We start from the raw sequence: 20,056 nt of genomic DNA, 5'->3' as shown, positions 1-20,056 counted from the left end.
GGCTGCCGGAGAGAGTCGGTCATTCGCGTGCGATGTGCGGATTGACGAAGAACATCGCGACGACCGCGATAGCGGGTCCGATCGCGAGCGTGACGAGCGCGAGCATGAATGAATGACTCGCGCCATACAGCGAGCCGACCACCATCGGCGACACCGCGCTGCCGGACTGCCAGATCGCATTGGTCCAGCCGGCGCTCGCGCCGGCGAGGCGCTTGCCGGATGCGTCGCTCACCTGTGCCATCAGCACCGGCAGATAGCCGAACGAGAACGCCCCGAGGATCGGCGCGACCAGATAGAACTGATGCGCGGTCGAGCAGTAGCCGAACACCAGCAGCGCGATCGTGAACGCTATCAGGCAGCCGATCGACATCATCCGCCGCGACACGCCAGGCAGATCGGAGATCCAGCCGAGCGTCGGCTTCGCGATCACCGCGCCGATGCCGAACGACGCGACGATCGATCCAGCGACGATCGGCGCAATGCCGTATTGGCGCGTCATCAATGCGTTGCCCCATGCGGCGAAGCCGACGGTCGCCCACAAGCCGCCGCAGCCCGCAATCGACAGGGCAATCAGGTTCCGGTTGCGCAACAGGCCGAGCATGTCCTGCAGGCTGTTGCGCGCGGGCTTCGCTTCGTTCGACGGCCGGTTCTTCAGCAGCAGCAACGTGACGATGCCCCACGCGAACGTGACGATGCCGAGCATATGGAATGCGTTCGACCAGCCGTGCCGCGCTGAGAACGACGGCACGACCGCGTTCGCGATCACGACGGCGAGCGACGTCGCGGTCGTGTAGAGGCCCATTGCGCGGCCCCGGTCGCGCGTGAACCATGCGGGAATGATCTTCATGCCGGCCGAGTAGTCGGCGCCCGCCGCGAAACCCATCGCCGCCTGAATCACGATGCCGAAGGCGAGCGAATGCGTATAGCCGAACGTAAACGTGAGTACGCCGAGCGGCAGCAGCGCGAGCGTGAGCATCGCGCGACCGCCGAGCAGATCGGTCAGCATGCCGCCGACAACGTTCGCAAGCACATAGCCCGCGTAGAACGCGGTCACGAACGCACCGAGCATCGACACGCTGATGCCGAGCGACGCGCCGACCGGCGCGGCCACCGTGCTCCACGCCACGCGGACCACATAGCTGAGCAGAAACGCGGCCCAGACGATGAACAGCGCGACCCAGCGATACGGGTTCGTGTCGGCGCTGCTCGCCTCCCGTGCGCCGTTCGTGGCCCAGACGTTCGCGGACATGCCCTCCGACGACGCCAGATTCTTCTCCATGACTCCTCCAATGCCGGGCGTGCCAGCGGCCGCCCGTTTTCTTTCTTTCTGATGGATAGGGTGCCGGCCGCCTGCTGTGACCGGCGCGGGCGAATGCCGTTACAGATCGAGCACCAGCACCCTCGACTTCGCACGTGAACAGCACGGCAGGAACTGATCGTTGCGGGCCTGCTCCTCAGGCGACAGGTACAGATCCCGGTGGTCGGGTTCGCCTTCGAGCACCCGCGTGATGCAGGTGCCGCAGATGCCCTGCTCGCACGACACCGGCACGTCGACGCCCGCCGCCGCGAGCGCCTGCGTGACCGTGCAATCGGCCGCAATCGACACGACGCGGCCCGAGCGCGCGAGCCGCACGTCGAACGAGCCGCCGTCGCCGGCAGGCTGCGCCGCCGCGAAGTATTCGTAATGCAGACGATCGTCGCTCCAGCCGAGCGAGCGCGCCGTATCGAGCACCGCGTTCATGAAGCCCTGCGGACCACACACGTACAGATGCCGGTCCGCGCCGCCTGTCAGCAGTGCGTTCAGATCGAGCGTGCCGTGCTCGTCGTCGAAGTGGTACTGCGCGTTGTCCGCCCACGACGACGCGGCGATTCGCTCGACGAACGCCGCACGGCTTTTCGAGCGCGCGCAGTAATGCATGTCGAACGCCGCGCCCATCGCTGCCAGCTGCTCCGCCATGCAGAGAATCGGCGTGACGCCGATGCCGCCCGCGAGCAATAGCGGCTTCGCGTCATGGCGGGCGAGCGGGAAATGATTGCGCGGTACGCCGATGCGGATCGCGTCGCCTTCGTTCACCGCTTCGTGCATGCGCAGCGATCCGCCGCGCGAATCGGCGTCGCGCAACACCGCGATCTGATACCGGTGACGCTCGTGCGGCGCGTTGCACAGCGAGTACTGCCGCACCGGCCCGCCGGGCACGTAGACGTCGATGTGCGCGCCCGCCTCGAACGGCGGCAGCTCGCGGCCGTCGACATCGACGAACTCGAAGCCGGCGATCCCGTCGGCTTCGTCGCGCCGTGCGGCGACCCGCACCATCAGCGTGGAATCGGTCATGTTCATGCCACCTCTCCTCCGCTCACATCGCCGACAGGCCGCCGTCGACCATCAGCGTCGTGCCGGTGATGTACGACGCCTCGTCGCTCGCGAACCACAGGATCGGCCACGCGATCTCTTCGGGCGACGCCCAGCGGCCGATCAGCGAGGTGTCCTGGCGCTGCGTCTTCAGCACTTCGACGCTCTTGCCCGCTGCAATGGCGCGGTTCACGTGGAATCCGGTCAGCGTCGACCCGGGGCATATCGCGTTCACGCGCACGCCGTTCGCGGTCTCCTCGAACGCGAGCGTGCGGGTCATCGCCAGCATGCCGGCCTTGGTCGCGTCGTACAGGCCCATGCCCTTGCGGCCGGTCACCGCATAGCACGACGATACGTTGACGATACTCGCGCGGCCCGCGCGACGCAGGAACGGCAGCGCCGCCCTGCAATAGTTCGACGTGCCGACCAGATTGACCGACACCATCGCCTGCCACTCGGCCGGCGTCGCGTCGGCGAGTGCGCTGTAGTTGCGCATCGCCGCGTTGTTCACCAGCACGTCGAGCCGGCCGAACGAAGCCGCGGCGAACTGCACCGCGCGCACCGCATCGGCGTCATCCGACACGTCGGCCGGGAACGTCTCGACACGCGCCGACGGATCGGCCTCCTTCAGGTCTTCAGTGACGCGCGCGAGCGCCTCTGGATTCGCATCGACGAGCACCACCGCAGCGCCCTGGGCGCAGAACACGCGCGCGGTCGCGGCGCCGATGCCGCCTCCGCCGCCAGTGATAAGCGCGACCTTGTCTTCGAGTCTTTTACGTTGCTGCATTGCTTGCCGGCGCGCAGCCGGCCTCCTTTTGCGGAATGGGCAGAAGGTCCAGTCGGACCAGACGACGACACGCGGGGGCGGAGAGAAGCCCGGCCCCGCCGTGCATCAGATCGTGTAGATCGGTTGGTCCTTGCCGTCGTGCAGATGGATCACCGCCCATTCCTGTGGCTTCTGATCGCGCGGCAGCAAGACGCCGGCAGCGCGCACGCGCTGCTGGTCGGCGTCGATCGCGGGCGGATCGGTGTCGGGCACCAGCGCCGTGGCCGCCTCGTACATCATGCGGCGCGCCATCACGATCGCGCGGTCGGTCGGCAACAGCTTTTCCTTGCTGTGGTCCTGGATCGGACCCATGCTTTCCTGCAGCGACGCGTCCTGCATCGCGAAGCCGAACACGCCCGAGTACGCGCGCTTTTCCTTCTGCGCCTTGCGGTCGATCAGGTAGTCGTTGTCCTTGTTCGCCTTCGGACGGAACGAGCCGCCCTCCTCGTACTCGCAGTGAATGCCCTTGCCGGCGTTCAGGTCGGCCAGTTCCTGCTCGTCGAGCGGACGGTCCGGGCGGAAGTTGATGCTCCACGCCCAGCAGTTGTGATCGTCGATCGGCACCCACACGTGGCCCGCGAGCGAATGGTCACCGAACGGCGGGATCAGCGTGTACCACGGGAACAGCCACTGCGTGACGCGCCAGTAGTACGAATCCGGCTCGCCGTTGCGGCGGCCGAACAGCGTGAGGCCGAACGGCTGCTTCTCGATCTCGAAGATCACGTTGCCGTCCGCCTTGATGTAGTCGAGCGCCTTCGTGCCCTGGTGCATCGGGTCATCGTCGACTTCGTAGCGGTGCACATACGACACGTGGCTCGTGTCGATGCCGCCTTCCATCGCCTGCAGGTAGTTCGATTCCTGCAGCCGCTTCGACACGAATACGTGGCTGTCCGGCAGGTTGCACCACTCGAGATCCGGCGGCGCCGGCTGACGGTCCTTCGGCCCCATGTACGCCCACACGATGCCCGCGCGTTCGATGCACGGATACGCGGTGATGCCCATGTGCTTGCACGCCTGCGGTGCGGACGGCACCTCGACGCAGTTGCCGTTGCGGTCGAATTTGAGGCCGTGATACGAACAGCGAATGCCGTTCTCTTCATTGCGGCCGAAGTAGAGCGACACGCCGCGGTGCGAGCAGAACTCGTCGATCAGCGCGGGCTGGCCTTCGGAATCGCGAAAGGCCAGCAGCTTTTCGCCGAGGATCTGCACGCGCACCGGCGGGCAATCGGGCTCCGCGATTTCGCTCGCGAGCAGCACCGGCACCCAATAGCGACGCATCAGATTACCCATCGCCGTGCCCGGGCCAGTGCGAATCAGCGTCTCCGACATGTTCTTGTCCATAATTCCTCCGAATCCGGTTGTCCGTTGTATGAGAATGTGGTCTCATTGTACGGACAGATTGATGTGAGTCAAGTTCGTGCCGATAGGGACTTTCACTACAATGTGCAATCGACGCGGACCGTCGCGGAAAGGAAATTTCAAATGGAAGAAAAAAAGCCGCACGAAAATGTGCGCGCAGTCGAACGAGCGCTAGAAATTCTTCTGGCGTTCCGACCCGGGGACAAGGAATTGACCGTCGCGGAGTTGCTGACCCGCGTGGACCTGAGCCGACCGACGCTGTACCGACTGCTGAATACGCTCGAACAGAACGGCTTTCTCGCGTCGTCGGGCGAGCCGCAGCGCTTCAGGCTCGGCAGTTCGGTCGCGCAAGTCGCGCACGCCTGGATGGCGAACAATACGATCGCGCAGCTCGCGCAGCCGATGCTGCGCGAGCTTTGGGAAGCGACCTCGGAGACGGTCGCGTTGTTCGTGCCGGAGGGGACCTACCGGATTTGCGTCGCCGAACTGGAAAGTCCGCAGCCGCTCAGTTTCCGGCGCGGAGTCGGCTATCGCGAGAAGCTCGTGCTCGGCGCGAGCGGCCGCACGATTCTTTCGCAGATGCCGCTGTCAGAGGACGATCTGCGGCGGTATCTGACCGATCCGGATCAGGACGTCGCGGCGCTCGCCGCCGATCTCGATGCGGTCCGCGCAAAGGGCTTCGGCACCAGCCATCACGAGCTGATCGCCGGCGCAGTAGCGGTGGCCGCGCCGTTCTTCAACGGTGCGAACCAGGTGGCGGGTTCGGTGTGCATCTTCGGGCCGAGCGTGCGCGTAACCGACGAGCGCGTCGCGCACTTCGCGGCGTTGCTCAAGCGAGAGGTGGGCAATCTGTCGCGCGCGCTGGGGCATCAAGGGGAAACTGGACGGGTGCCGAGTGTGGCGCGTCGGTGAAATGGGCATCGAAGATTTTGGCCAACGCCGGGAGCGCAAGCAGGAAAGTCGACACTCAGTTCTTGCTTCTCCTGACGCCGATTCATGGCTGAAGCCAAAAACTCACGTCTCCGGCTATACGCTCATAACGCGCCGCGCGAGCGTCGAATAAGCGAGTGGCTCAAAACGATTGAGCCCCTCCTTAACCTCAGGAATGTCGTTATTTCTGGCGTGCTGCTCCATCTGTGCGCAAGCATTCGCCACTTCGGGTTCCTGAATCATCGCGAAAGATCCGCGTACCGCATGAAGCTGGGCGAGCACCGTTTTCATATCCCCAAGCTCAATGGCGGCATGCAGTTCCCGAAGCGAATCCCTCAGCGCCTGAGTCATCGCGGCGTGGATGTGCTCGGGCAATGGCCCTTGCGAAATGTCGCGCCTCGCCACGGTGTCGTTCGCGGGACGCCTGGCTGCCTCGTTGACCAGCCGCCGCACCGTCGCTTCCATCGTGTCGAGCAGGACAGGTTTTAGCAGGACCTCGTCGATTCCCGCTTGCGTGCATTGCGCGCGCACTTCTGCCGCGACGTGCGCAGTAATCGCGATGATCGGCACCGTCGAACTTTGGGCACGAAGGCACCGCGCGAGCGCGTACCCGTCCATCCCCGGCATATTGATGTCGGTCATCACCAGATCGAAGTGGCGCTCGTTGAAGCGCCGCAACGCCGCACCGCCACTTTCGGCCATATCGGCCTCGTATCCCAGCGTGGCAAGTTGAGCGACAAGCAGCTCCCGATTGGCGAGCTGATCGTCGACGACGAGGATGTGGATGGCGTGTGTGTCGATCTCGGTGGACTTCGGTTCGGCTTTGGTATGCCCTGGGGCGCTGACCGGGGTGGCTGCACTCACCGGAATGGGCAAGGTCACGACAAAGGTGCTTCCGGCATTCAACTCGCTCTTCACCCGAATCGTGCCATGCATCAATTCAGTCAGGCGCAGACAGAGCGCGAGTCCGAGGCCTGTTCCGCCGTAGCGCCTCGCAATCGACGAATCGGCCTGCGTAAAAGCATGAAATAGCGTCTCCTGCTGCTGCGGAGTCATGCCGATGCCGGTGTCGCTGACACCGATCACGATCGGAGAATCGTCGGCCGTGTCGTCCTTGAGGTAGACCTCCAGTAGGACATCGCCCGTGGCGGTGAATTTGATCGCATTGCTGACCAGATTGATCGCGATCTGGCGGATTCTCGTCGGGTCACCGAGATAGTGCGGCGCGAGCGCATCATCTATCACGCAGTCGAACTCGAGCCCCTTCGCCTGCGCGACTGGTTCGAACATCGCGGCCACCTCACGAATCACCTGACCGAGATCGAAGCTGATCGACTCGAGCGTCATCTGCCCCGACTCCACCTTCGAAAAATCGAGGATGTCGTTGATGATGCCGAGCAACGCAGTGGACGACGACGTGACAACCCCTACCCGCTCCTCCTGCAACGGCGACAACGGCGAGCGTCCGAGCAGCTCGAGGTTGCCGAGAATGGCATTGAGCGGCGTGCGTATTTCGTGGCTCATCATCGCGAGGAACGCCGACTTCGCCTCGTTGGCGGCGTCCGCCGCGGCACGCGCCTCGTCCAGCTTGCGTTCGGTGTTCTTCAGCGTCGTGATGTCGGAAAAACTGCATAGCAACACGTCTTTCCCGCGATATTTGGTGCGCACCATGCTCACCAGCAGGTCGTCCACCCGGCCATCGGCTAGCCTGAGCGGCATCTCCAGATCGGACTGCCACGCGGGAGCGTCGGGGCTGTGGTCATAGAGAGCGAGCAAACGCTCGTGCAAGCGTGGTTCGTCCGGATGCGTGTTCAGTTCGTAGCTACGCATCAGGTTGCTCTGCAACAGAATTTCGCCCTGTTCAAAAGACAGCAGCGCGAACCCGGACGGCGCAGCGGCAACCATCGCGCGATTCAAGGCTTCACTTTCGAATACTCGTTGCGAACGTTCGTAGTCGGGCTTGAACAGCTTGTGATCGAGCATCAACAGAAGCAGCCACATGAATCCCAGGACCAGCAGCATGACTGCAATGTACGCAGCGAGGCGCGGCCCCAAGTCGCGCAGAATCGTGCGCCATGTGAATGCGTAAACGATGGTCCAGCCAGAATTCGTTACTTCCGCACTGGCCGTGAAAAGTCGATTGCGATAGCGACGGCTTTCCCCGGTTCGCTCCGCCGCTTGCGGACGAGACTCGAGAATCCGTTGCGTCAGCGTAGCGTCGCTACCCGGCGTGGCTGTACTGAGGATCACGTTGCCGGCGGAATCCAGCAGCAGCGATTCTTCATCGTAGCGCCCCCCGGCAAGTATTTCGATTATGGAACCCAAGTAGATCTTTCGGACAGCGACGAGGAAAATCTTGCCCTCGCTAAAAGCCGGCATGACGAGCCGGATTGCGGGCTTGTCGCCGAATGGATCTGTGACTGGCCCAAACCAGGTCGCACCCTCGCCCTCTCGCAACCGCTGGATCACCGTTGGGTCTGTCAGATCGCCGAGGTCCGGTGCAATGCGGTCGAGAAGCTCGTGGACGTCTATCGCGCCGCTTTGCTTGACCGGGTTGCCCGATGCCGGTGCAGGAAGAATTCCGACGAAGCGCCGGTCCGGTGAATAGAAATAGCCTGACACCGCATTGGTCTGCACCTTGGCCCAAGGTCCAACACGATAATGAAAATCGACGCCGAGCGCGAGATACGGTGCAAAATCCGATGCGTGGTGCGACGGACCAACATCGCCGAGCATCATCACCGGGTCAAAATTCGCGTGTCTCTGCAGAATGACTTGTCCATGCTGCGCGGCAAATTCGTCGATGAGGGCCGCGGGTGGAAGTGGTCGCGTGCCCCACCCCGATTCTTCATGCAGGATCGCGGCTCGCAAGGTTCTTTCCCGCTCGAGGAACTCCAGTTGCAGGCGAGTTTGGCGTAGAGAGAAGTCTCTGTAGCGATCCTCTATGTATTCCGCGACCGCCGAGTGCAGCACAACGCCGGTCAACAGCACCAGCACAAACGAGATGGCGATGCCCGCCCCCATGACCAGCGCCCGCTGATATCGGTTTAGCCTGCTCGGCTCATCAATGTGTGCATCGCCATTGAGTGCGTAAGTCACACGCTCATGTCCAGTGGAATCTGTGCTCTTTGATGGCATGGCGGACCCGCATCCGGGACCTTGGAGATGATTTCAGCATCATACGGCCAATCTGAGGCGTTGCGCGTTTGAAGTCATTCGAGCCGCGTTCAGGCAGGGACCGACGAGCGCAGGTCCGCACGAGAAGTCTCATGAAAAAAATAAATGCCGTTCAGTGACTTGACTGAACGGCATTACGGCGACGGCGGAGTATCAACTGAACGGGACGATCAGGAGATGACTCCAGACGCTACGACGCGCACTTCCACGCGGCGATTGAGCGCGCGTCCTTCAGCAGTCGCATTCGAGGCGACCGGATCATCCGCGGCCGCGCCCTCGGCGACGAAACTCTGGGCCATCAACCCGCGGTTACGCAGGTATTGCAGGACCGACTGGGCACGCGCTTCCGACAATTTCTGGTTGTGGGCTCGTGTGCCGGTCGAATCCGTGTAACCAATTATCGTCACACGGCGGAAGTTGATGCCCTCATTCACGCGCAAGAAATTATCGAGACTCGCCTTTGCCGCACTACTCAATACGGCACTATCCGTGGCGAAATTCGCGTCGCCCTGCAGCAGGACCTGGCGGCGCTCCTGAGACTGAGGTTGAGGTCGAGGTTCGGGTTTCGGTTGAGATGGAGGTTGGGGAACCGGGGCGGGGACAGCTTGCGCCTCAACCGGTTTACCACACATGAAGGTAACCTCGCGCGGATCTTTCGTATTGACACCGGACCTGACTCCATCAACGGCCTGCACCAGCGTGACAGGCTTGTCCTTGCAGATCTCGGCCGCCACTTTGAAACAGGTTTGTGAACTTTCGAGCAGACCACCGCACTCGACGCGATAAGTCGGCGCTTTCTGGTCTGGAGCAACGATTGCATGTGCGTTGTAGGTGGGGCCCGATTGCGTCGTACATGCCGCCACAAGCCCCAATACTGAGCCCAGCAATGCCAGGCGTGGATAAACTGAAAAGTGCTTTTTCATGTTTTGTAGATTCGCTTGAAGCGAAAGAAGAAAAAATTGTTTGATTCGAAGCGGAGGAGAGAGGGGGCGTACCCCCTCTTACTAAACGCTTACCACTGGTACGAGGCGCCCACCCCGACAGTCGTTCCACCGCTGGACAAGCCAACACCCGCTTTCATCTTGATGTTTTGCGTGATGCGAGCCGTACCACCGATCGCGACAGCCTGATAGCCCTTATAGGTCCCGCCACCAATACCGATCGACAGCGTCTTGTCCTTATCGACGTCCGGAATCATCGTCAGCGCAGTGGCCGCCGCAATACCCGAGTAAGCGCCCCTAGCCACATCGTTGATCGCCTGGTCTGCAGCGTTCATGCGGTCGTCGAGGCCCGACAGGGCATCACCCACGTTCGAGTATGTGCCACCTGAGAGCTGATACGACGGTCCGGTCACCGCACCGGTCGTCGGATCGATGCTGGCGCCGCCGCCCAGACCATCAACCACGGTCGTCAGCTGCGAGACGTTGACGGCATCGGTTGCTTGTGAGCCAGCCGCGACGTTGGTGACCTGACGCTGTCTCCCAGCGGAGCCCACAGAGACCGTGTTCTCCCGATCAGCAACCGAATGCTGACCCAAGGCAACCGAGCTGGAAGCCGTGGCTTGCGCACCCTGACCGACTGCAACCGCACCAGAGGATGCCGCGGCGCCTGAGCCTATTGCCACTGCACTGTCCGAGGCGTTGGCGTTCGAACCGACTGCTGTACCGTTGTCACCCGTAGCCACCGCACCGGAACCAGCCGTGGTGCTGCCCGCACCCGTACCCGGCGCCGCAACGTTGACAACGGCACTATCATCCGACGAGGTATCCGTTGCGTTGAAGTACGGGTTGCTGCCCGATCCACCGTTGCCTCCCGAGCCACCGTTGTTCTCAATGTTGGTGACTCGGCTGTTGACATTGCTCACCTCGTTCTGCAGCGCTTGCAACTGACCGTAGTTCACAGCGTCGTACGTTGACGATCCAGCGGCAACGTTGGTCAGCACCACTGGACTAGACGACCGGCCGCCACCCAGCGTCACGCTGTTGTAGTTCACCGTGCCATCGGTGTTGATGTCGTACTTGACCACGCCTAGATCCAGGTTGGTCATATTGCTACCGATCTGGTCCAGTGCCTGATTCGTTGCATACAACTGCGAGCCGTTCACCGCGTCCGTGCTCGTCGCGCTCAGGCGACCGGCGGCCACGTTCGTGATCGTGCGTTCGCTACCGTCGCTGCCCACGCTCACCGTGCTCGTCGGGTTGGCACCGGCGAACGCATATTCCGTCCCGCCAATGGTCGCGCCGCTCGTGCCCACCGCGGCAGACGTCGTCGAGCCTGCGCCCAGCGCCACATCATTTGCGTTGTTCGACACCGCACCCATACCGATTGCCACCGAATCCTCACCCAGCGCAGACGAATCTGCACCCGTCGAGTTCGCATGGAAGTACTTCGTGCCGTTCTCGTACAAGTTCGTCACCTGGTCACCCAGGTTGGTGATCGACTTCGTGTTCTGGTCCACCTGCTGGTTCGTGACGTACAGCTGCGAGCCATTCACCGCGTCCGTGCTCGCCGACGACAGCTCGCCTTCGGCCACGTTCGTGACCTTCGTGCCATGGATGCCGTCGCCCAGCGTGATCGCGCCCTTCGACGAGTCGTCGTAATGCACCGCCAGCGGATCCGTCCCGCTGCCCGCACCATTCCTGATGTCCTCGCTCAGCTGGTCCACCTGCTGGTTCGTCGCGTACAGCTGCGAGCCATTCACCGCGTCCGTGCTCGTCGCGCTCAGGCGACCGGCGGCCACGTTCGTGATCGTGCGCTCGTTACCCACGCTGCCCACGCTCACCGTGCTCGACGGGTTGGCACCGGCGAACGCATATGCCGTCCCGCCGATGGTCGCGCCGCTCGTGCCGACCGCCGCAGACGTCGTCGAGCCTGCGCCCAGCGCCACATCATTCGCGTTGTTCGACACAGCACCCATACCGATTGCCACCGAATCCTCACCCAGCGCCGACGAATCTGCACCCGTCGAGTTCGCATGGAAGTACTTCGTACCGTTCTCGTACACGTTCGTCACCTGCTCGCCGATGCTCGTCACCTGGTCGCCGATGGTCGTCACCTGGTCGCCCAGGTTCGTCACGTTCGTGTTGGTCTCGGTCAGCTGCGCCATGTTGACCGCATCGCCCGGGTTCACACCTTCCGCCACGTTGATGATCTTCCTGCCGCCCGCGTCGATGCCACCCGTGGTGATGCTCGGGCCGTTCTTGATGGTCAGGCCGTCGTTGTTCACCACCGTGTCACCCATCGTCACGCTGTCGACCTTCAGGTCGCGTGCCAGATCGAAGTTCACGTCGTTGCCGGCCGTGCTCTTGCTCACCGCGAGGTTGCCATCGGTGTTCTTCAGGTCGACCGTGCTGCCCGGCGCCACGTTCGTCGCGTTCGCGCCCTGCGCGCTCACGTTCCAGCCTGCGCTGGCCGTCTTGCCGACCTCGTCGAGCTGCTCCTTGTTCACCGCGTCGCCAGCGTCCACACCCGCCGCCACGTTGATGATCTTCCTGCCGCCCGCGTCGATGCCACCCGTGGTGATGCTCGGGCCGTTCTTGATGGTCAGGCCGTCGTTGTTCACCACCGTGTCACCCATCGTCACGCTGTCGACCTTCAGGTCGCGTGCCAGATCGAAGTTCACGTCGTTGCCGGCCGTGCTCTTGCTCACCGCGAGGTTGCCATCGGTGTTCTTCAGGTCGACCGTGCTGCCCGGCGCCACGTTCGTCGCGTTCGCGCCCTGCGCGCTCACGTTCCAGCCTGCGCTGGCCGTCTTGCCGACCTCGTCGAGCTGCTCCTTGTTCACCGCGTCGCCAGCGTCGACACCCGCCGCCACGTTGATGATCTTGCTGCCGCCCGCGTCGATGCCGCCCGTGGTGATGCTCGGGCCGTTCTTGATGGTCAGGCCGTCGTTGTTCACCACCGTGTCACCCATCGTCACGCTGTCGACCTTCACGTCGCGTGCCAGATCGAAGTTCACGTCGTTGCCGGTCGTGCTCTTGCTCACCGCGAGGTTGCCATCGGTGTTCTTCAGGTCGACCGTGCTGCCCGGCGCCACGTTCGTCGCGTTCGCGCCCTGCGCGCTCACGTTCCAGCCTGCGCTGGCCGTCTTGCCGACCTCGTCGAGCTGCTCCTTGTTCACCGCGTCGCCAGCGTCCACACCCGCCGCCACGTTGATGATCTTCCTGCCGCCCGCGTCGATGCCACCCGTGGTGATGCTCGGGCCGTTCTTGATGGTCAGGCCGTCGTTGTTCACCACCGTGTCACCCATCGTCACGCTGTCGACCTTCAGGTCGCGTGCAAGATCGAAGTTCACGTCGTTGCCGGCCGTGCTCTTGCTCACCGCGAGGTTGCCATCGGTGTTCTTCAGGTCGACCGTGCTGCCCGGCGCCACGTTCGTCGCGTTCGCGCCCTGCGCGCTCACGTTCCAGCCTGCGCTGGCCGTCTTGCCGACCTCGTCGAGCTGCTCCTTGTTCACCGCGTCGCCAGCGTCCACACCAGCCGCCACGTTGATGATCTTGCTGCCGCCCGCGTCGATGCCACCCGTGGTGATGCTCGGGCCGTTCTTGATGGTCAGGCCGTCGTTGTTCACCACCGTGTCACCCATCGTCACGCTGTCGACCTTCAGGTCGCGTGCCAGATCGAAGTTCACGTCGTTGCCGGCCGTGCCCTTGCTCACCGCGAGGTTGCCATCGGTGTTCTTCAGGTCGACCGTGCCGCCCGGCGCCACGTTCGTCGCGTTCGCGCCCTGCGCGCTCACGTTCCAGCCTGCGCTGGCCGTCTTGCCGACCTCGTCGAGCTGCTCCTTGTTCACCGCGTCGCCAGCGTCCACACCCGCCGCCACGTTGATGATCTTCCTGCCACCCGCGTCGATGCCGCCCGTGGTGATGCTCGGGCCGTTCTTGATGGTCAGGCCGTCGTTGTTCACCACCGTGTCACCCATCGTCACGCTGTCGACCTTCAGGTCGCGTGCCAGATCGAAGTTCACGTCGTTGCCGGCCGTGCTCTTGCTCACCGCGAGGTTGCCATCGGTGTTCTTCAGGTCGACCGTGCCGCCCGGCGCCACGTTCGTCGCGTTCGCGCCCTGCGCGCTCACGTTCCAGCCTGCGCTGGCCGTCTTGCCGACCTCGTCGAGCTGCTCCTTGTTCACCGCGTCGCCAGCGTCCACACCCGCCGCCACGTTGATGATCTTCCTGCCACCCGCGTCGATGCCGCCCGTGGTGATGCTCGGGCCGTTCTTGATGGTCAGGCCGTCGTTGTTCACCACCGTGTCACCCATCGTCACGCTGTCGACCTTCAGGTCGCGTGCCAGATCGAAGTTCACGTCGTTGCCGGCCGTGCTCTTGCTCACCGCGAGGTTGCCATCGGTGTTCTTCAGGTCGACCGTGCTGCCCGGCGCCACGTTCGTCGCGTTCGCGCCCTGCGCGCTCACGTTCCAGCCTGCGCTGGCCGTCTTGCCGACCTCGTCGAGCTGCTCCTTGTTCACCGCGTCGCCAGCGTCCACACCAGCCGCCACGTTGATGATCTTCCTGCCACCCGCGTCGATGCCACCCGTGGTGATGCTCGGGCCGTTCTTGATGGTCAGGCCGTCGTTGTTCACCACCGTGTCACCCATCGTCACGCTGTCGACCTTCAGGTCGCGTGCCAGATCGAAGTTCACGTCGTTGCCGGTCGTGCTCTTGCTCACCGCGAGGTTGCCATCGGTGTTCTTCAGGTCGACCGTGCTGCCCGGCGCCACGTTCGTCGCGTTCGCGCCCTGCGCGCTCACGTTCCAGCCTGCGCTGGCCGTCTTGCCGACCTCGTCGAGCTGCTCCTTGTTCACCGCGTCGCCAGCGTCCACACCCGCCGCCACGTTGATGATCTTCCTGCCGCCCGCGTCGATGCCGCCCGTGGTGATGCTCGGGCCGTTCTTGATGGTCAGGCCGTCGTTGTTCACCACCGTGTCACCCATCGTCACGCTGTCGACCTTCAGGTCGCGTGCCAGATCGAAGTTCACGTCGTTGCCGGCCGTGCTCTTGCTCACCGCGAGGTTGCCATCGGTGTTCTTCAGGTCGACCGTGCTGCCCGGCGCCACGTTCGTCGCGTTCGCGCCCTGCGCGCTCACGTTCCAGCCTGCGTTGCTCGCCTGGCTGATCTGCTCAATTGCCTGGTTGGTTGCATACAGTTGCGAACCATTGACCGCATCGGTGCTCGTCGCACTCAGACGGCCGGCCGCCACGTTCGTGATCGTACGCTCGTTACCTCCGCTGCCCACGCTAACCGTGCTCGTCGGGTTCGCGCCGGCAAAGCTATAGTTCGTGCCACGAATGTTCGTGCCGCTCGTGCCCACCGCCTGTGCCGTCCGCGAATTCGCACCCAGTGCCACTGAATTCGCCGACGTTGCAACGGCGCCCGCACCAAGCGCAACCGAGACATCACCTGACGCCGCGGCGGACGTACCAACAGCTGTGCCCGCACCTCCATTTGCAGTGGCATAAGCACCAAGTGCCGTTGCTCCATACGCTGACGACGTAGCTCGCGAACCGAGCGACGTAGCAAGATCTGCCGTCGAAGCAGCCTGATAACCAGCTGCAATTGCCTCCGGGCCCGAGGAAGTAGCCTCACCACCAAGCGCCACCGAGTCAGTTCCTGTCGCAGTGGTCTTATGGCCAAGTGCCATGGAGTCGACGCCAGATGCCACACCCCAGCTTCCGAGCACTGTCGACCTATCAGCAGATGCCAACGCATTGAGTCCAACTGCAGTCGTATCTCTTCCGCTGGCGACAGCACTCGTACCGACCGCCGTCGCGCGGAAACCCGACGCCAACGAATAGGCGCCCAATGCCACGCCGAACCCAGCTTCGGCTGCCGCATGGTCTCCGAGCGCGACGCCACCTAGCTGCGCAGCAGCGCTAGATCCGACAGCAGTACTGCTGACGTTCGGCGGAGCAGGATAATTCGGATTGGCAAATTCCCAAGGGTTTGCGCACTCGCCGACCTGGCAGGGGTGCACCCACAGTTTTTCCACGCCGGCAACCGCGCCTTCGCCGGCCGCATAATGCGCCGTCTCAGCCTGCGCGCTGCCGACAAGCCCTTGACCCACTACAAACAAGGCCGCAGCTACGCTTGCAATCGCCGATGACTTGCTTCGCTTACCACGCGACGTCGTCAACTCTGAAGTTGCGACCCAGGTGCCACGGGATTCATTCCAGACACTTTTATACGACTTATTCATAATCCAATCCTTTCTCAAAACTAAAATTTGGCATCAGAGATTGCGACGTCCGCGTTATTCGTCGTCGCCCTTGGCCGCCGCGAAAGAAACGTTAATTTTTCTTTTCCTCTGAAATCTTTCACTTACCTACAAATCGTTTCTCAATACCGCGCATCATTCATGGCCACCCCGCCCGATGGGGGCGTGAACGAAAGAATTTGCATTTGAGGCATTAAAGAATTGCCTATGAACACAAAGATCGAAGCGACTTGCTCACGACTAAAGTTCCGGATAATCTTATTTTTTTTGGATAAGCAAGATAATCAGCCTCGTCCTAAAGTCTCCACGCAAGACATAGGACAAAGCCGCAGGCTCGGCTTTATCGGCAAATGGTTTCCCATCGATTTTTTGATCTTCTCGTGATGAAAAGGAAAAGAAGGAAAACAAGAGATAGGGCAAAAATTGGATGACTGTAGAAATGGAATTCGCCAGGTGTGAATCGCGGCAACGTGGCGACTGGACCGGGAAGATGGCGAAGTGAGCCCGACGGACGCGCTCGCGGCGTTCAAGACGGAACGATCAAGAGCGAGCAGATGCGAGCCGAACTGATGCCGCCGTTTAAATCTGCACCTGAACCAGATCTCGTAAAAGAGGCAACGGCGACTGGGTGCGGCAGGTGAGTTCGTCGCTGCCGGTGCTCTATCGAGCGACCTACCGTTTGATCTGAAATTGCTGCGCGCAACGATCGGCCGGACCTTGAATCGACGCCTCGAAAGAAGCGCTATTGGGGCAAGTTCGACTGTACGCACAGTTCGGCGGGTTTCGCTGCAGACCCCGCCTGTTAGGGTCGCGAGGTCGAGCTGCATGACCCATCAGTGCCAGGGAGCGAAACGGATCGATGATGGCGCGAAGTGCGCCTGTTCCTGTTCGACTTCGCGGGCCTGCGGGATCGTTAAGCCCCTGTACGCCCGCAAGAATCCAACACGGCAGCGCCAGTGACGCACTCATCGCGCCGGCACGGCGAGGCTGCAACTCGTAATTGCTCGTCAATCGCCGCGCACCGCCACTCAGCGCGAACAAAACTTCATGTCAATAACCTATTCTGTGCACACAAAAAGGAGCGCACTTCATTTTCCCGTGACAGCGGGGGATAGCGCGTTCCCCTTCCGACTTCAGACCGCGAAAGCTGCACACCCAGAACTATTTTCGTGCCCGCAGCGAGGGGTTATTTGGACGCAAGCTCGCACCTCGTACAACCAGCAAGGCCGAGAGCCCAACCAAGATAAAGGGACGCATCATGCTCCACTGGAACTGCACGCGTCAAATGTGCAACCTATGCACCTTTGATTGGCAGGTCATCAGTAGCTCGCGATGATCGCGGCAAGAGAGTGATGCGGATATAAGCGTTGCCCCCGTTGTCCTCGCGGAACTTATTGCGCAGAAGTCTGAGATCGTCCGTTCGGACAGAGCCGTTGAACCGTCACGCTAGCATATTAAAGACGGTCCGAAGTGGTAGCCGGAGTTTTTCAGCAATAGCATTCGGGCCTTGGCCCATGCTTTTCAATCTGTTCACTTCCTGAACATACACGCGCCCCCAGCGGGTAATCCGCGGTGGACCGATACCGGCGTCAAGCTCTTCGCATGTGAAGGTCATACCGCATTCGCACGCGCACTGTAACACACGATTTCTCCAGGCTGTTCTTTCCACAATATGTCCAGCACCGTGCGGCGCAAGCGAACTCGGGCATTCCACCGGAGGACGTGGACGAAACCGAGGTCCACACTTAACCCCCGCTAACGATACGTCGCCGTAGATCGACTTGAAGCAATCATCAGCTAACAAATCGGGATGTCGCTCGATTAGCTGCAGCACGCTCGTGAGCAGCACTGCCTTCCAGACTCCAGCTCTTTCAAGATTCCTCTCACGAATCAGACCATCCACCGGTCCAATGCCTGCGCATGCAAAATAATCTTTTCCAAAGCAGCCGTTGATCAGTTTCTTAGTGCATTCTTCAGTTCTGTGTCCGGAGAAGTATCTTGATCGCCTACTAAGGAAACGAGAAAATTGTACGCTCAATGATTTACGATTAATGGACTTGACTCCGTGCAATAAGTCATTCGACACCTGTGCATACTCCAGTGCAGCCTCTTCCCTCACATGCTCGGCATCCGACACAAGAGGCGCCACGCCTAGTTTCCGAACGGTCTCTGGCGTAATGAATCCTCGAGAAACGCTGTGTTTATCCCTCATCTTGTACGACCAAAGAAATTCCCTGTGGCGAAGGCAAATTACTACACCCGGCAGCTGATGAGTCCGCCGCCAGTGCATAGGAATCCCTTGCTTCTGGTCTTCCAACAAACAGCTTCTGCAATAGCGGAATTCTACCGCGCCGCTCCACGGGCCAAGTCGATGGGTAAGCGGGCGGGCGTTCCTCGATCCAATCATCTCCTCAAGCAGGTCTGACGCTCTCTCTTTCTCAAGCATATTGGAGACGTACGGAAAGATCGTCATCCGGCAAGCAATCTCTTGCGGTGCAAGCCCCCAACAAGCGCTCGTCTCACTTGCGACATGACCAATATTCCTGCCCATAATCGATGCAGTAACCGGCGCGCCATAAAGGAATGGAATCACACGGCTGAGGGAGATTCCGGGTGACGTTTCAATATACCGTGCAACAATCCCAAAAAGTGGCTCGTCGTCAAGTTGCTCGTCAAGATATACCGCCACTGCACCCTCCCACGTTACGCTACGGTCAAGCTGCGCCGTTCAGAAGACCGGATACTCCCCTCGTTGCGGTCATTTCCTTTTACAATCGGTTCAGCGCAAACAAACCGGTCGCTTCATTCAGCAAGAGCAGGTAGCAGAGCTTCTGGAAGAGCCTCAGCAAGAGGCGCAACACGCCGCCAAAGGCGCCCGTCTTTTAGAAAGGCGGCATTGGCATCGCCAAGCTGATTCACCAGTTCGACCCACGAAGCCAGATGTCTCGCGCGCACGGTCCGACGATGCCAGGGGCGAACCTCCACCCGGTGCCCGATCTGTCGCTCCACATGGGCGACTTCGAGCCCCAGACTGCTCGCGATTTGTGCTACGGAATGGCTTCTGCTCGCCAGCACCGCTGCCGCCATTGCAATGTCGGGTCCAGTTTGTGTCGGCGTGATAGCTCCATCGCCACCGGCAAGTTGTTCGAAAATGAAGGAGAAACCACAGGAACAGAAGTAATGTGGACATCCATTTTCTCTCCTTCTTTGAGTGACACGATGCTCCTCGTCATGATCCGATCTTGCCCCCGGACATATCGGAGTACTGGCATCTGCAGGACGCGACGAGCCGCCTATCAGGTGGTGCGCCACCAATAATAGAGGCAGTGACTGGAAGGAACCATAAGTCGGTCGCAGGAAGGCACGACGCAGCCAGGCAGAACCGTCACCCGCCAGGCCCACTGCTCGCATGTATGTGTTCCCTAGCCGAGCGACCATGTCCCTGGACATTCGGGCGAAGTCCAGAGAATTGCCACTGGCATAGCCACAGCGCCGGGCGCACCCGAACCGCACGTCGGGATCAAAAAATCCTGTCCAGGGGAAATTACCGCCAAGCAGTTGTGCGGCAAGCAGCGTTATGTCCCGCCATGCGACCGCATCGCCAGCCCGACCTTCGATCGCCGGATGGCCCTCATCTAGTCGCGTGGTCGCGACCAGAAGTCGCCGCGCTGCCGGAGCCCCAGCGACATGCAGTACTTCGCCGTGCCAGACACAGGTAACCACGCCTGGCAACTGATGGGAACGCCTCCAGTACCGCGGCTCCTGCCTTTCGTCATCTTGCCGCCAGCAGGTCCGGCAAAAGCGAAGGCCAGGGTATCCGGCCTCCAGATACCCTGACCACTGGGCGCATCTCAGCAGGGAGCGCCCCAAAGAACCGTTGCCTCCCGGGCCAACCATTGCCGAGTAGAAAGGGAAATGCGTAAGCCTGTCCTGGATGGCGCGGGGAGTCATTCCCCACGCGGCTTCGGTCTGTGTTGCTAGATGTACCAAATCCAGATATCCATCCGCGCAAACGGTGCCACGCACGCCCATGAGATTGCGCAGGAAGCCCGCGATGTCACCGACGCGAGATCCCTGAACATACCGGGCAATCACGCTGAACAGCATCTCATCGGGCAATGGCTCATCAAGATAAACCGGCATGATCCCTCCGCGTCCTGTACACCAACTGCATTGGCACCATCCGAGTCCGGTTCCGATAGGA

General features: G+C 61.6%; 10 protein-coding genes and 1 pseudogene. 1 reads left to right on the top strand and 10 read right to left on the bottom strand.

Annotated features, from left to right (window positions below):
- Positions 1-19 precede the first annotated feature (19 nt).
- From G5S42_RS03945 to G5S42_RS03930, 4 genes are all read right to left on the bottom strand, one after another.
- Positions 20-1,279: an MFS transporter gene (locus G5S42_RS03945; protein ID WP_176105620.1), complete on the bottom strand. Its 1,260-nt coding sequence runs from the start codon at positions 1,277-1,279 to the stop codon at positions 20-22.
- Between the two features lie 99 nt (positions 1,280-1,378).
- The gene (locus tag G5S42_RS03940) at positions 1,379-2,338 is read right to left on the bottom strand and encodes a PDR/VanB family oxidoreductase (protein ID WP_176105619.1); all 960 of its coding nucleotides are present in this window, start codon (positions 2,336-2,338) and stop codon (positions 1,379-1,381) included.
- A gap of 16 nt (positions 2,339-2,354) precedes the next feature.
- A complete protein-coding gene (locus G5S42_RS03935; protein ID WP_176105618.1) occupies positions 2,355-3,137 on the bottom strand; it encodes an SDR family NAD(P)-dependent oxidoreductase in 783 nt (260 codons plus the stop codon).
- Positions 3,138-3,242: 105 nt separating this feature from the next.
- The gene (locus G5S42_RS03930) at positions 3,243-4,517 is read right to left on the bottom strand and encodes a Rieske 2Fe-2S domain-containing protein (protein WP_176105617.1); all 1,275 of its coding nucleotides are present in this window, start codon (positions 4,515-4,517) and stop codon (positions 3,243-3,245) included.
- Positions 4,518-4,658: 141 nt separating this feature from the next.
- Here G5S42_RS03930 and G5S42_RS03925 point away from each other — a divergent pair, with 141 nt between their 5' ends.
- Positions 4,659-5,447 carry an IclR family transcriptional regulator gene (locus tag G5S42_RS03925; protein ID WP_176105616.1) on the top strand — a complete coding sequence of 263 codons (789 nt, stop codon included), beginning with the start codon at positions 4,659-4,661 and terminating at the stop codon, positions 5,445-5,447.
- 114 nt (positions 5,448-5,561) lie between these two features.
- Here the strand turns inward: G5S42_RS03925 and G5S42_RS03920 are convergent, their stop codons facing one another.
- From G5S42_RS03920 to G5S42_RS03900, 6 genes and pseudogenes are all read right to left on the bottom strand, one after another.
- Entirely contained in the window at positions 5,562-8,564 is a 3,003-nt protein-coding gene (locus tag G5S42_RS03920; protein ID WP_312883520.1) for a hybrid sensor histidine kinase/response regulator, read from the bottom strand.
- Positions 8,565-8,812: 248 nt separating this feature from the next.
- Positions 8,813-9,565, bottom strand: coding sequence for an OmpA family protein (locus tag G5S42_RS03915; protein ID WP_176105615.1), 753 nt, complete (start codon positions 9,563-9,565; stop codon positions 8,813-8,815).
- 89 nt (positions 9,566-9,654) lie between these two features.
- Positions 9,655-15,237: a YadA-like family protein gene (locus G5S42_RS03910; RefSeq protein WP_376776939.1), complete on the bottom strand. Its 5,583-nt coding sequence runs from the start codon at positions 15,235-15,237 to the stop codon at positions 9,655-9,657.
- Positions 15,229-15,834: pseudogene (locus G5S42_RS45675) on the bottom strand (ESPR-type extended signal peptide-containing protein); the annotation flags it as partial. The pseudogene G5S42_RS45675 and the gene G5S42_RS03910, both read right to left, overlap by 9 nt.
- Before the next feature lie 1,459 nt (positions 15,835-17,293).
- Entirely contained in the window at positions 17,294-18,541 is a 1,248-nt protein-coding gene (locus tag G5S42_RS03905) for a TniQ family protein (RefSeq protein ID WP_176105613.1), read from the bottom strand.
- A 113-nt stretch (positions 18,542-18,654) separates the two neighbouring features.
- Entirely contained in the window at positions 18,655-19,995 is a 1,341-nt protein-coding gene (locus tag G5S42_RS03900) for a TnsD family Tn7-like transposition protein (protein ID WP_176105612.1), read from the bottom strand.
- Between the last annotated feature and the right edge of the window lie 61 nt (positions 19,996-20,056).

The organism is Paraburkholderia youngii (assembly GCF_013366925.1).
GTDB classification, from domain to species: Bacteria; Pseudomonadota; Gammaproteobacteria; order Burkholderiales; family Burkholderiaceae; genus Paraburkholderia; species Paraburkholderia youngii.
The sequence above is the reverse complement of the archived record's forward strand: the minus strand, read 5'-3'. Positions and strand labels throughout refer to the sequence as shown.